The sequence below is a fragment of the Pseudomonas sp. F-14 TE3482 genome, assembly GCF_053629455.1.
The window spans coordinates 6,269,468-6,282,677 of the sequence record NZ_JBRJII010000001.1; the positions used below are offsets into that span (position 1 = coordinate 6,269,468).

The 13,210-nt window shown below is 60.1% G+C and carries 14 protein-coding genes and 1 riboswitch; of the genes, 11 read left to right on the top strand and 3 right to left on the bottom strand.

Annotated features, from left to right (window positions below; all coding sequences use genetic code 11):
• The first annotated feature begins 86 nt into the window (after positions 1–86).
• The 5 genes from AB7M26_RS28505 to AB7M26_RS28525 are packed head-to-tail and all read left to right on the top strand — an operon-like array spanning position 87 to position 5,462.
• Complete coding sequence (locus AB7M26_RS28505; protein ID WP_123499094.1) at positions 87–1,379, top strand: OprD family porin; 1,293 nt, start codon at positions 87–89, stop codon at positions 1,377–1,379.
• A gap of 39 nt (positions 1,380–1,418) precedes the next feature.
• Positions 1,419–2,396 (top strand): Bug family tripartite tricarboxylate transporter substrate binding protein, encoded by a 978-nt coding sequence (locus AB7M26_RS28510; RefSeq protein WP_095051498.1) that lies wholly within the window; start codon positions 1,419–1,421, stop codon positions 2,394–2,396.
• A gap of 58 nt (positions 2,397–2,454) precedes the next feature.
• Entirely contained in the window at positions 2,455–2,913 is a 459-nt protein-coding gene (locus AB7M26_RS28515) for a tripartite tricarboxylate transporter TctB family protein (RefSeq protein ID WP_123499096.1), read from the top strand.
• 1 nt (position 2,914) lies between these two features.
• Entirely contained in the window at positions 2,915–4,429 is a 1,515-nt protein-coding gene (locus AB7M26_RS28520; protein ID WP_123499098.1) for a tripartite tricarboxylate transporter permease, read from the top strand.
• On the top strand, positions 4,422–5,462 hold the full coding sequence (locus tag AB7M26_RS28525) for an AbrB family transcriptional regulator (protein ID WP_123499101.1): 1,041 nt from the start codon (positions 4,422–4,424) through the stop codon (positions 5,460–5,462). The genes AB7M26_RS28520 and AB7M26_RS28525 overlap by 8 nt, the downstream gene beginning before the upstream one ends.
• A gap of 101 nt (positions 5,463–5,563) precedes the next feature.
• On the opposite strand, the gene ung is transcribed toward AB7M26_RS28525, so the two are convergent.
• Positions 5,564–6,256, bottom strand: a complete 693-nt coding sequence (gene ung / locus AB7M26_RS28530) for a uracil-DNA glycosylase (RefSeq protein ID WP_008074486.1) — start codon at positions 6,254–6,256, stop codon at positions 5,564–5,566.
• A gap of 132 nt (positions 6,257–6,388) precedes the next feature.
• On the opposite strand from ung, the gene AB7M26_RS28535 reads away from it, so the two are divergent.
• Positions 6,389–7,501 carry an enoyl-CoA hydratase/isomerase family protein gene (locus AB7M26_RS28535; RefSeq protein ID WP_123499102.1) on the top strand — a complete coding sequence of 371 codons (1,113 nt, stop codon included), beginning with the start codon at positions 6,389–6,391 and terminating at the stop codon, positions 7,499–7,501.
• Positions 7,502–7,554: 53 nt separating this feature from the next.
• Here the strand turns inward: AB7M26_RS28535 and AB7M26_RS28540 are convergent, their stop codons facing one another.
• Complete coding sequence (locus AB7M26_RS28540; RefSeq protein ID WP_123499104.1) at positions 7,555–8,034, bottom strand: hypothetical protein; 480 nt, start codon at positions 8,032–8,034, stop codon at positions 7,555–7,557.
• Positions 8,035–8,244: 210 nt separating this feature from the next.
• On the bottom strand, positions 8,245–8,484 hold the full coding sequence (locus AB7M26_RS28545; RefSeq protein ID WP_123499106.1) for a hypothetical protein: 240 nt from the start codon (positions 8,482–8,484) through the stop codon (positions 8,245–8,247).
• A gap of 293 nt (positions 8,485–8,777) precedes the next feature.
• Positions 8,778–8,878: riboswitch (guanidine-I (ykkC/yxkD leader) on the top strand.
• 62 nt (positions 8,879–8,940) lie between these two features.
• Here AB7M26_RS28545 and AB7M26_RS28550 point away from each other — a divergent pair.
• From AB7M26_RS28550 to AB7M26_RS28570, 5 genes are read left to right on the top strand one after another with little or no spacing between them, the layout of a single operon-like run.
• On the top strand, positions 8,941–10,008 hold the full coding sequence (locus AB7M26_RS28550) for a putative urea ABC transporter substrate-binding protein (RefSeq protein WP_123499108.1): 1,068 nt from the start codon (positions 8,941–8,943) through the stop codon (positions 10,006–10,008).
• Between the two features lie 17 nt (positions 10,009–10,025).
• Positions 10,026–10,841 carry an ABC transporter permease gene (locus AB7M26_RS28555; RefSeq protein WP_123499110.1) on the top strand — a complete coding sequence of 272 codons (816 nt, stop codon included), beginning with the start codon at positions 10,026–10,028 and terminating at the stop codon, positions 10,839–10,841.
• Positions 10,838–11,626, top strand: coding sequence for an ABC transporter ATP-binding protein (locus tag AB7M26_RS28560; protein WP_123499112.1), 789 nt, complete (start codon positions 10,838–10,840; stop codon positions 11,624–11,626). The genes AB7M26_RS28555 and AB7M26_RS28560 overlap by 4 nt, the downstream gene beginning before the upstream one ends.
• A 12-nt stretch (positions 11,627–11,638) precedes the next feature.
• Positions 11,639–12,364, top strand: coding sequence for an urea amidolyase associated protein UAAP1 (locus AB7M26_RS28565; protein ID WP_123499114.1), 726 nt, complete (start codon positions 11,639–11,641; stop codon positions 12,362–12,364).
• A gap of 11 nt (positions 12,365–12,375) precedes the next feature.
• Positions 12,376–13,029: an urea amidolyase associated protein UAAP2 gene (locus AB7M26_RS28570; RefSeq protein WP_123499116.1), complete on the top strand. Its 654-nt coding sequence runs from the start codon at positions 12,376–12,378 to the stop codon at positions 13,027–13,029.
• Positions 13,030–13,210: the final 181 nt, after the last annotated feature.

A 13,210-nucleotide genomic window follows, 5' to 3' on the forward strand; every position in this document is an offset into this window, starting at 1 on the left:
CGACTGCCGTTGCTAGTGCCCATAGCAGTACGAGAAACGCCTCGAAGCGTTTTCGCCAATAAGAACAATAAACGGAGTACGTCACCATGCTGTCCATGCAGCTTCAGGCTCGCCCGCCTGTTCGTTTTTCCCGCCTCAGCCACACCGCCCTTGCCAGTGCCGCCGCCCTCGCCGGCTTTTCGCCGTTGAGCCAGGCTGCCTTCTTCGAAGACAGTACGGCAACCTTCGAAACCCGCAACATGTATTTCAACCGCGACTTTCGCGACGGCACCAGCGCCCAGCAATCCAAGCGGGACGAATGGGCTCAGGGGTTCATGCTCAATCTGCAATCGGGTTACACCGACGGCACCGTGGGGTTCGGTGTCGATGCGCTGGGCATGCTCGGGGTAAAACTCGATTCGAGTCCGGATCGCACTGGAACCGGCCTGTTGCCGACCCATGACGACGGACGCGCGGCGGATGAATATTCCAAGCTCGGCCTGACCGGCAAAATGAAAATCTCCGCCACGGAACTGAAAATCGGCAGCCTGATTCCGGAACTGCCGATCCTCAAACCCAACGACGGGCGCATTCTGCCGCAGACCTTTGAAGGCGGCCTGTTGACCTCCAAAGAGATCAAGAACCTGACCTTCACCGGCGGCCGCCTGGAGAAAGCCAAGGACCGCGACAGCACCGACTTCGAGGATATTGCCCTCAACAACAAGAACAGCCGTTTCGCCGGCACCGTGGCTGGCAAGCACTTTGATTTTGGCGGCGTGGATTACAAGTTCACCGACAAGATCACCGGCAGCTACCACTTCGCCCAACTCGATGAAGTCTACAACCAGCACTTCCTCGGCGTTGTCGCATCGCAACCGTTCGGCCCCGGTACTTTCGGCACCGATCTGCGATTGGCCATCAGTGACGACGAGGGCGCGGCCCGGGGCGGCAAGATCGACAACCAATCCCTTAACGGTCTGGTGAGCTATGCCTTGAGCGGGCATAAATTCAGCGCCGGTTATCAGCACATGTCCGGTGACAGTGCCTTCCCCTACGTCGATGGCAGCGATCCGTACCTGGTCAACTTCGTGCAGATCAATGATTTTGCCGGCGCCGAAGAACGTTCCTGGCAGGCACGTTACGACTATGACTTCGCCAAACTCGGCATTCCCGGCCTGAGCTTCATGAGCCGTTACCTGAGCGGCGATAACATCAAGCTCAAGAACGGTGACGAAGGCAAAGAGTGGGAGCGCAACACCGAGATCAAATACGTCGTACAAAGCGGCGCCTTGAAAGATGTCGCCGTACGCTTGCGCAATGCCACCTACCGTTCCAATTACTCCGCTCGCGATGCCGATGAAGTGCGTCTGCTGGTGAGCTATAGCGTTGCCCTTTGGTAAACATCACGTCCAATAACAATAATGCCCGTGGAGACTCAAATGAACTTATCACTGCGTAAAGTTGCTCTCGCCGCCAGCTGTGTGCTGTTTGCCAGCCAATTGATGGCCGAACCGAAACGTCCGGAATGCATCGCCCCGGCCTCGCCAGGCGGCGGCTTCGACCTCACCTGCAAACTGGCGCAAAGCGCGCTGGTCAACGAAAAACTGCTGACCAAACCGATGCGCGTGACCTACATGCCCGGCGGTGTCGGCGCGGTAGCGTACAACGCGGTGGTCGCTCAACGCCCTGCCGATGCCGGCACGCTGGTGGCGTGGTCCAGCGGTTCGCTGCTGAACCTGGCACAAGGCAAGTTCGGTCGTTTCGATGAAACCAACGTCCGCTGGCTGGCCGCCGTCGGCACAAGCTATGGTGCCATCGCGGTGAAAAGCGATTCGCCTTACAAGACCCTGGACGATCTGGTTCAGGCGCTGAAGAAAGATCCGAGCAAAGTGGTGATCGGTTCCGGCGGCACCGTCGGCAGCCAGGACTGGATGCAAACCGCACTGATCGCCAAGGCCGCCGGAATCAACCCGCGCGACCTGCGTTACGTCGCCCTCGAAGGCGGTGGTGAAATCGCCACCGCGCTGCTCGGTGGCCACATCCAGGTCGGCAGCACCGACATCTCCGACTCCATGCCACACATTCAGAGCGGCGACATGCGCCTGCTCGCGGTGTTCTCCGAGAAGCGTCTGGACGAGCCGGAAATGAAAGACATTCCGACCGCTAAAGAGCAGGGCTACGACATCGTCTGGCCGGTGGTTCGCGGCTTCTACCTCGGGCCAAAAGTCAGCGACGAAGACTACGCCTGGTGGAAAGACGCCTTCGACAAACTGTTGGCCTCCGAGGACTTCGCCAAGCTGCGCGATCAGCGTGAACTGTTCCCGTTCGCCATGACCGGCCCGGAGCTGGACACCTACGTGAAGAAGCAGGTCGCGGACTACAAAGTGCTGGCCAAAGAGTTCGGCCTGATCCAGTGATCGCCTCTGTCTAGCGGCCACGGCCCCGGTTCTCGGGGTCGTGGCCCAGGAGTTCCTCATGCTCATACAACGCATTTTCGCTTCGGTGCTGTTGCTGGCCTGTATCGGCCTGGCCCTGATGGCGTGGCCGTATCAAGCGGCTTTTTCCTACGAACCGGTCGGGCCTCGGGCCTTCCCTCTGTTGATGCTCGGCCTGATGGGCCTGGCTTTGCTGTACATGGTGTTTCGACCGGCGCCGATCGTGCACAGCGACGATGACCCGAAACTGGACCGCGAAACCCTGATCAAAATCGGCATTTGCGTGCTGCTGTTGCTGGTGTTCGCCGGGACCTTCGAACCTCTTGGTTTCATCGTCGCCAGCATTCTGATCGGGGTCCCGATGGCACGCCTGTATGGGGGCCGCTGGCTGCCCAGTGCGGTGATCATCAGCCTGATGGCCATCGGTCTTTATCTGCTGTTCGACAAGTTGATGGACGTGCCACTGCCGCTGGGCGTGCTCGACGTTCTGGAGAACTGATATGGATACTTTAGGCTATTTGGGTCAGGGCTTCGGCGTCGCGCTGACCCCATACAATCTCGTGACCGCGCTGTGCGGCACCCTGATCGGTACCGTCGTCGGACTGTTGCCGGGGCTGGGTCCGATCAATGGCGTGGCGTTGCTGATTCCGATCGCATTCGCCCTTGGCCTGCCACCGGAGTCGGCGTTGATCCTGTTGGCGGCGGTGTACCTGGGTTGCGAGTACGGCGGCCGGATCAGCTCGATCCTGCTGAACATTCCGGGCGAAGCCTCCACCGTGATGACCACCCTCGACGGTTATCCGATGGCCCGCAAAGGCCTGGCCGGTGTAGCGCTGTCGCTGTCGGCGTGGAGCTCGTTCATCGGTGCATTCATTGCGACGTGCGGCATGGTGCTGTTCGCCCCGCTGCTGGCGAAGTGGGCAATTGCCTTCGGACCGGCGGAGTATTTCGTGCTGATGGTGTTTGCGATTGTCTGTCTTGGCGGCATGGCCGGCGACCGACCGCTCAAGACCTTCATTGCAGCGCTGATCGGTCTGTTTCTGTCCAGCGTCGGGATCGACGCCAACAGCGGCGTATACCGTTTCACCGGGGATAACATTCACCTGACGGACGGCATTCAGTTTGTCGTGCTGGTGTTGGGCCTGTTCTCCATCAGCGAAATCCTCCTGCTACTGGAAAAAACCCATCGCGGCCAGGAAGCGGTGAAAGCCACCGGGCGCATGATGTTCAACTTCAAGGAAGCCTCGGCGGTGTTTCTGGTAAACATCCGTTGCGGTTTTCTGGGCTTCATCATGGGCGTGTTGCCGGGTGCCGGTGCGACATTGGCCAGCGCTGTGGCCTACATGACCGAGAAACGTATCGCTGGCGCCAAGGGCACGTTCGGACAAGGCGACATGCGTGGCCTCGCGGCGCCGGAAACCGCCATCGGCGGCGCCGCCTGCGGTGCACTGGTGCCGATGCTGACCCTCGGCGTTCCGGGTTCGGGCACCACGGCGGTGATGATCGGCGCGCTGTCGCTGTACAACATCACCCCTGGCCCGCTGTTGTTCCAGCAGCAACCGGACATCGTCTGGGGGCTGATCGCGTCGTTGTTCGTCGCCAACGTGATGCTGGTGATCCTCAACATTCCGATGATCCGCATCTTTACCCGCATCCTCGCCGTGCCAAACTGGGCGCTGGTGCCGGTGATCGCGATCATCACCGGGATCGGTGTCTACGCGGTGCATGCCACCACGTTCGACCTGTTCCTGATGATCGGCATCGGCATCTTCGGCTACATCCTGCGCAAGCTGGACTTCCCGTTGTCGCCGGTACTGCTGGGTTTCATCCTTGGAGGTCTGATGGAGCAAAACCTGCGTCGCGCCCTGTCGATTTCCAACGGTGCGCTGGAAATCCTCTGGTCGAGCCCGATCACATTCGGTTGCTGGGTGTTGACTGCAATCATGTTGCTGATGCCGCTGCTGCGTATCTGGCGCAAACGTTCGGTCGCCCGGCGCGCTATCGCCGATGTCTGATCGCACCCCGTTCAAAAGCTGGTGGGGAACACCGCTGGTCGGTCTGCTGGGCGGTTACCTCGCCAGCCAGATCGGCTGGCCGCTACCGTGGATGGTCGGCTCGTTGCTGGCGATCATCCTGGTGCGCTGCCTGACTCCCTGGCAATTGGCGGAAATCCCTGGCGGGCGCAAGTGCGGCCAGTGGATCGTCGGCATCGGCATCGGCCTGCACTTCACCCCGGTGGTGATGGAGCAGGTGCTGAGCCACTTCGGTCTGATCTTCTTCGGTGCGTTGGTCACCAGCCTGTCCGCGGTGGTCGGGGTCTGGTTGATGCGGCGCACCGGGGAAGATCGCGCCACCGCATTCTTTTCCAGCATGCCCGGTGGCTCCGGCGAAATGGTCAACCTTGGCGCCCGCAACGGCGCGGTGCTCAGCCGTGTCGCGGCGGGGCAGAGTTTGCGGGTGCTGGTGGTGGTGCTGTGTGTGCCGGCGGCGTTCAAGTATCTGTTGGGCGACGGTGCGCCGGTCTTGCATCCAACGACCGTCAATTGGTGGTGGCTGGCCATTCTGTTCCCGGCGGGCGCCCTTGCCGCCTGGATCTGGCAACGTCTGCGCCAGCCCAATCCGTGGCTATTCGGACCGTTGCTGGTGACTGCGACGGTGAGCATTGCCTGGGACCTGCACATCGGTCTGCCCAATGGCGGCAGTCAGATTGGCCAGTGGCTGATTGGCAGCGGGTTGGGGTGTCACTTCAATCGGCAGTTCTTCCGGCGGGCACCGTCGTTCATGGGCCGAACCCTGCTTGGCACGGTGTTGACCATGTTGATCGCAACTCTGGCGGCATTGGGTTTGAGTGCGCTGACTCAGCTGGATCTGCGTTCGCTGACCTTGGGCATGATGCCTGGTGGAATTGCCGAAATGAGCCTGACGGCGGAGACACTGCAATTGTCGGTACCGCTAGTGACGGCTATGCAGGTGATGCGGCTGTTGTTTGTATTGTTTCTGGCGGAGCCGTTGTTTCGGTATTGGAACCGGGAACCGGATTCTCCCTGATAGACCGAGTCGCTTTTATCGCGGGCAAGCCCGCTCCCACAGGGTCCGCGTAGTCCTTGTGGGAGCGGGCTTGCCCGCGATGGGGCCTCCCGGTCAACACATCAGACCGACGGCAATCGCCACTCGATCGGCGTCTCGCCATTCTGTTCCAGAAACTTGTTCGCCCGACTGAAGTGCCCGCAGCCGAGGAAGCCGCGATAGGCGGACAGCGGCGACGGATGGACCGAGGTCAGCACCAGGTGTTTGGTGGCGTCGATGAGTTTCTGCTTGCTCTGGGCATGCGCGCCCCACAGCAGGAATACCAGATGTGGCTGATGCTCGCTGACCACTTCAATAATCCGGTCGGTAAAATATTGCCAGCCCTTGCCCGCATGGGCGTTGGCATTCGCGCGTTCCACGGTCATGGTGGTGTTGAGCATCAACACGCCCTGCTCTGCCCAACTCTGCAGGTAGCCATGATTGGGAATGTCGATGTTCAGGTCGCGCTTCAACTCTTTATAGATGTTCACCAGCGATGGCGGCGCCGGTACGCCCGGTTGCACCGAGAAGCACAACCCATGGGCCTGACCCGGGCCGTGGTAAGGGTCTTGACCGAGAATGACCACTTTGACCTTGTCCAGCGGCGTGGAATTGAGCGCGTTGAAGATCATTGGTCCGGGAGGATAGATCTCTTTGCCCGCCGCGCGCTCCTGTTGCAGGAATGTGCGCAACTCTGCCATGTAAGGCTGGTCGAATTCGGCACGCAGTGCCTCCTTCCAGCTCGGTTCGAGTTTGATACGGTCGTCAGCAGTCATGGTTACATCCGGCAAAAACAATGGGGCGAACCCTAGGAAACCCTATCTCCCTTGTCAATTGATCTGATACAGATCCGGCACTTTCCTATAGAGCGATCATACTAAACGCTCAATTTACCGATCGAGGTCACGATGAATCTGCACTTCGAAGAACTCACCGGCACCGACGGCGCACGCATCGGCATCGCCAGCCTGGATGCCGAAAAGTCCCTCAACGCCCTCTCCTTGCCGATGATCAACGCCCTGCGCGATCAACTGGATGCCTGGGCCAAGGAGCCACAGATCGTTTGCGTGCTGCTGCGCGGCAATGGCACTAAAGCTTTTTGCGCCGGCGGGGAAGTACGCAGCCTGGTGGAGGCATGTCGCGCCCTTCCCGGCGAAGTGCCGCCCTTGGCTGCACACTTCTTTGCGGCAGAATATCGCCTCGACTTCAACCTGCACACCTACCCGAAACCGCTGATCTGCTGGGGTCATGGTTACGTGCTGGGCGGTGGCATGGGGCTGCTGCAAGGGGCGAGCATTCGGATCGTCACGCCAAGCAGCCGACTGGCGATGCCGGAGATCGGCATCGGCTTGTACCCGGACGTCGGCGCCAGTTGGTTTCTGTCGCGGTTGCCCGGCAAGCTCGGATTGTTTCTCGGCCTGACCGGCGCCCAGATAAACGGTCGCGATGCGATCGATCTGGACCTCGCTGACCGCTTCCTGCGCGATGATCAACAGCATGAGTTGATCGAAGGTTTGCTGCAATTGAACTGGCAGGAACAGACAGCCATGCAGCTCAACAGCCTGCTCAAGGCCTTGCAGCAGGAAGCGATCGCGCAGATGCCCGAGGCGCAGTGGCTGCCTCGACGCGAGCTGATCGACGAACTGCTGGATGTCAGCGACGTTCGTTGCGCCTGGAAAGCCATCAGCGCGCTGCGCGATCATTCCGACCCGCTGCTCGGGCGTGCCGCCAAAACCATGACTGAAGGCTCACCCCTGACCGCTCATCTGGTGTGGGAACAGATCGTTCGCGCCCGGCATCTATCGTTGGCTCAAGTCTTTCAGATGGAATACACCATGAGCCTCAATTGCTGTCGTCATCCGGAGTTCAGCGAAGGCGTACGAGCGCGGTTGATCGACAAGGACCAGAAACCTCGCTGGCACTGGCCGGACATCAATACTGTGCCGGAGGCGGCGGTGGAGGCGCATTTCCATAAGGTCTGGGAAGGACGGCATCCTCTGGCGGATTTATCGGAATACTGAAAATTCAGGCACAAAAAAAGCGGCGCTTCATGCGCCGCTTTTTTATTGAGTGTTTACCAGCGATTGCCTCGGCCATCCCGATCGCCATCACGGTGATCGCTCCTATGACCTCTATCGCCACGATGATCCGACCTGCTGTGGCCTCGATAGTCATCACCCCGACCGCTGCGGTGACGGCCATCCCAGCCCCTACGATCATGACGGTCCCATCCACGATTCTGATAGACCCGGTAGTCTGCTCGTGGCGCCGGCTGGTAATAGCGCGGTGCCGATTGATAAACCCGCGGCTGGTGGTAGTAACGCGGCGATGGCTGGTAATACCGTGCAGGCGGTGAGTAATACCTGCGCGGCGCGGTGTAGTAACGGCCGTCGGAGTAATAAGACCCGCCACCGGAGTAATACGGCGCTGGGGACGTGTAGACCTCGGAACGGTAGTAGCCGGATCCTCCATCGGAATAGGGCACGCATGCACCAAGAGACAATCCCGATAAAACAATCAGCAGAATTTGACGGAGCTTTTTTTGACAGAGCATGGCGGCCTCCTGGACCGCGGGTGAGCCACACCAGCGACGCTGGCAGGCGACAGTCAATGGTTCGGCGACTGTCGAAATATCAGACAGTGAATTCGGAATCTGGTGCGCTCCCGCAACACGTTGAAACAAGTAGCCGATGAAAGGTTTTTCATCTTTTCAAAGAAAACGGCGCTTCCGTGAGCCGGACGCGCCGCTGTATTGATGAGCTGATTAACGGTGTCCGCGATGGTGTCCTCCGTGGTGATGACGGGGATGCCCACCGTAATAAAAATAGCGATAGCCCCCATAAAAACGCGGGCCGCCGTAGTAGTAAGGAGAGTAGTAATAGCCAGGGTAGTAATAAGGTGTCGAATAAACATCGGCACCACCTACGTAGTAATAACAGCCGGACAAGCCCAAACCAAAAAACAAAAAGAGCAGTATTCGGCGGAGCTTTTTCTGAAAAAGCATGGCGGCCTCCTGGAAGACCCGCAACAGCAGTCGGCACAGGCCGGCTGACACCTGTTTTGACTTTCAAACCGGTATCGAGTGCCAGACAGCGTCGGCCTTCAGATCAGCGGCCACTGCGTCCATCTACGGTGCATAGACATGCGCCAACGCACCATGACAAGGCAGGGCATGCCGCTTGTTTATCCCTCCCCTTTTCCTCGATGCCCAAGCTAGAGGGCTCAAACCGACTTGGCACGGCTCTCGCTTAACCAAAGGCGTGCAGGAGTCATCACAGGTTCGCGGCACCACAATTTGCAATGGCTGACTAGGGTTCCGGCTCGCTTAGGCGAGTGGCTGGTCCGAGAGTTGGCGACCTCCAGTTGAGGTTACACGGCGGGACAAAAGCCCGGGAGACAAGCCACCGTTCGCGGTGCCGCTGCCTTCCTGTCCGCCCTTGATCAACTGGAGAACCATCCCATGTCCCGACTTCGTTTACCCACCCTGCTTGCCGCTGCTTTTGCAGCCCTCGTGAGCGTCTCGTCCCAAGCCGCACAGAAAGACCATTTCAGCGTCTGCTGGACTATTTATGCCGGCTGGATGCCCTGGGAATATGCAGGCAGCCAAGGCATCGTCGACAAATGGGCGAAAAAGTACGGCATCAAAATCGATGTGGTGCAGCTCAACGATTACGTCGAATCCATCAACCAATACACCGCCGGCCAGTTTGACGGCTGCACCATGACCAACATGGATGCGCTGACCATTCCGGCTGCCGGTGGCGTCGACAGCACGGCGCTGATCGTCAGCGACTTCTCCAATGGCAACGACGGCATCGTGCTCAAAGGCGAAGGCAAGAAAGTCGCCGACCTCAAGGGCATGGACGTCAATCTGGTGGAACTCTCGGTGTCCCACTACCTATTGGCCCGGGCGCTCGATTCGGTGGACCTCACCGAGAAAGACCTGAAAGTGGTCAACACCTCCGACGCCGACATCTCGGCCGCCTTCAACACCGCCCAGGTCAACGCCGTCACCACCTGGAACCCGATGCTCTCGGACATCAAGGCCAAACCCGGCGTGACTGAAGTCTTCAACTCCAGCCAGGTTCCCGGCGAAATCATGGACATGATGGTGGTCAACAGCGCCACCCTCAAAGACAACCCGGCCTTGGGCAAAGCGCTGACCGGCGCCTGGTTTGAAGTGGTGGAGTTGATGAACGCCAAAAACGCCGCCAGCAAAGCCGCTCTCGAACACATGGCCAAAGCCTCGGGCACCGACCTGGCTGGTTTCCAGGCGCAACTCGACACCACCAAATTGTTTGCCACACCAAAAGAAGCGTTGGAATTCGCCACCAGCAAGCAACTGCCCGACACCATGCGCAAGGTCGCCGAGTTCTCCTTTCAGCACGGCTTGCTGGGTGAAGGCGCCAAGGACACCAGTGCCATCGGCATGGCCTTCGCCAATGGCGTGACCAGCGGCGACAAGACCAACCTCAAGCTGCGCTTCGACCCGAGCTATGTGCAGATGGCTGCCGACTCCACGTTGTAACAACGGAGGACTAGGCCATGCGCCTGATCAATCGCCACCCGGATCGCCCGAGTCGCCTGCTGTTGGTGATCCTGCCGTTCGCCCTGGTGTTGTTTGCCTACTTCATGGGCTCGGCCGAGCGGCTGATGGACAACCCCAACGACAAACTGTTGCCCAGTGCCGTGCAGATGACCGACGCGGTGAAACGACTGGCCTTCACCGCCGACACCCGCACCGGTGAATACCTGCTCTGGCAAGACAGCGCCGCCAGCCTGCGACGGCTGGCCATCGGCCTCGGCATCAGTGCATTGGCCGGGCTGTGCCTGGGCATCGCCGCCGGGACCCTGCCGCTGTTCGGCGCACCTTTGTCGCCGGTACTCACCGTGCTTTCGATGGTGCCGCCACTGGCGATCCTGCCGATTCTGTTCATCGTGTTCGGGCTGGGGGAGTTGTCGAAAGTGATGCTGATCGTGATCGGTATCACCCCGTGCCTGGCCCGGGACCTGGAACAGCGCGCCCGGGAAATTCCCGTCGAGTTGCTGATCAAGGCGCAGACGCTTGGCGCTTCGACCTGGACCTTGATGCTGCGCGTGGTGCTGCCGCAATTGTTGCCGCGCCTGTTGATCTCGCTGCGACTGATGCTGGGTTCGGCGTGGTTGTTCCTGATCGCTGCCGAAGCCATCGCCTCCACCGATGGTCTCGGCTACCGGATTTTCCTGGTGCGCCGCTACCTGGCGATGGACGTGATCCTGCCTTATGTCGTGTGGATTACCCTGCTTGCCTGGCTGATGGACTGGGGCCTGAAACGCCTGACCCAGCGTGCTTTTCCTTGGTATGAAGGAGCGCGGGTATGAGCTTCATCACGGTGAAAAACGTCTGGCAGCAATACGCCGATCAGGTAGTGCTCGAAGGTCTGAACCTGAACGTCAACGAGGGCGAGTTCTGCACCTTGGTCGGTGCGTCAGGTTGCGGCAAATCGACTTTCCTGCGGCTACTGCTGGGCCAGGAGCGCGCCAGTCGCGGCGAGATTCTGTTGGACGGCCAGGCCCTGGCCAGCGAACCGGATGCCAGCCGCGGCGTGGTGTTCCAGCGCTACTCGGTGTTCCCGCACTTGAGCGTGCTGGACAACGTCGCCATCGGCCTCGAACTGCCGCGCTCGCCCTTGCTGGGGCGGTTGTTCGGCAGCGCCAAACGCGAGGCGCGGGAACAGGCTTCGGTGCTGCTGCACAAAGTCGGCCTCGGTCACTCGCTGGACAAATACCCGGCGCAGCTCTCCGGCGGTATGCAACAACGCCTGGCAATCGCCCAAGCGCTGATCATGAAGCCGCGCGTGCTGTTGCTCGACGAACCCTTCGGCGCGCTCGATCCGGGGATCCGCAAAGACATGCACGGCTTGCTGCTGGAACTGTGGCGCGAGACCCAGCTAACGGTGTTCATGGTCACCCATGACCTGTCCGAAGGTTTCAGTCTCGGCACCCGTTTGCTGGTGTTCGACAAGGTCCGCATCGATCCGCACGCCCCCGGCGCCTATGGCGCACGCATCACCTACGACATCCCTTTGAACAGCGACCGCCGTGCCAATCGCGCCGCCGTCGACGCCCTGCCGGCTCCGTTGGCAGGTTCGCTTCGCATCGCTTAGAGGAATTTACACATGACTGATTCGACCCAGCTGTTCCCGCCCTTCGCCGAAGAAATGCTCCCCGGCGGCGGCCATCGTTCTTTCGTTCTGAAACGCGGCCAATTACTGCGCCTGACCGACCTGCGCGGCGGTGCCAATGTCAGTCTGACGCTACTCAACGCCAACGAAAAAACCGAACGCCTGAACCTGCCCGACAGCCTCAAATGCCAACACACCGCCAAGCTCACCACTGGCCATTGCCTGTACTCGGACATGGGCCGCGTATTGGCGGCAATCACTGCCGACACCTGCGGCTGGAGCGACAGCCTCGGCGGCGTGCTGTGCGCTGAAGAGGTCGCGCAAAAGTACGGCGCGGGCCGCTATCAGGAACTGCGTAACGGCTTCTTCCGCAACGGCACCGACAACCTGTTGGTGGAATTGGGCAAATGGGGGTTGGGCCTGTCCGACCTGCTGATGACCCTCAACCTGTTCAGCCGTGTGAACGTCGATGAGGCCGGGCGCTTCCACTTCGTCGAAGGCCATTCCAAGGCCGGTGATTACATCGAATTGTACGCGCCGATGGACACCCTGGTGGTGCTCACCGCGCTGCAACATCCGATGGATCCGGCGCCTGAGTACGCACCCAAACCGCTGAAGCTCAGCTGGATGAACGCCGATGCGAGTGTCGCCGAACACTGCCGCACCTCGCGCCCGGAAAACGAGCGCGGCTTCATCAACACCGACCGTCTGTTCGCCTGAGGATCGCTGCCATGTCACTTGCTATCGCCACCGCTGCCGTTACTACCAACAGGCAACCAGAAACCGCGATCTACCGCGCCACCATCCCCGCCGGCGAACCCTGGCTGATGGAGGTCAAGGCCGGCCAGACCTTGCGCATCCTCGACCTGGAAGGCAATCAGGCCGTCGACACTCTGTTCTACAGCCTCGCCAATCCCAAGGAGCGCTATGACGTACATCGCACGTTGCGTCGGCAGAACAGCGTCTACCTGAGCACCGGCAGCGTGCTCTATTCCAACCTCGGCAAACCGATGCTGACCATCGTTGCCGACACTTGCGGGCGTCACGATACCCTCGGCGGTGCCTGTGCCCAGGAGAGCAACACCGTGCGTTATGCGCTGGAGAAACGCTACATGCACAGTTGCCGCGACAACTACCTGCGCGCCTGTGCCCACGATGGTCGGCTGGGCAAGGGAGACATCGGGCCGAACATTAACTTCTTCATGAACGTGCCGGTGACGGCCGACGGTGGCCTGACCTTCGAAGACGGGATTTCGGCGCCGGGCAAATACGTCGACCTGCGGGCCGAGATGGACGTGATCGTGCTGATCTCCAACTGCCCGCAACTGAACAATCCGTGCAACGCCTACAACCCCACACCTGCGGAGCTATTGGTATGGAACTGAAATTTTCGCGTTTGCGGCGGTGGTTGTTTGTCTTGTGCCAGGCCCGTTCAGGCCAGTGCATCAAAAAGTAAAAACACCACCAAACCTGTGGGAGCGGGCTTGTCCGCGATAGCGGTGTGTCAGTCGACATCATTGTTGAATGTGCTGGCCCCATCGCGGGCAAGCCCGCTCCCACAAGGTC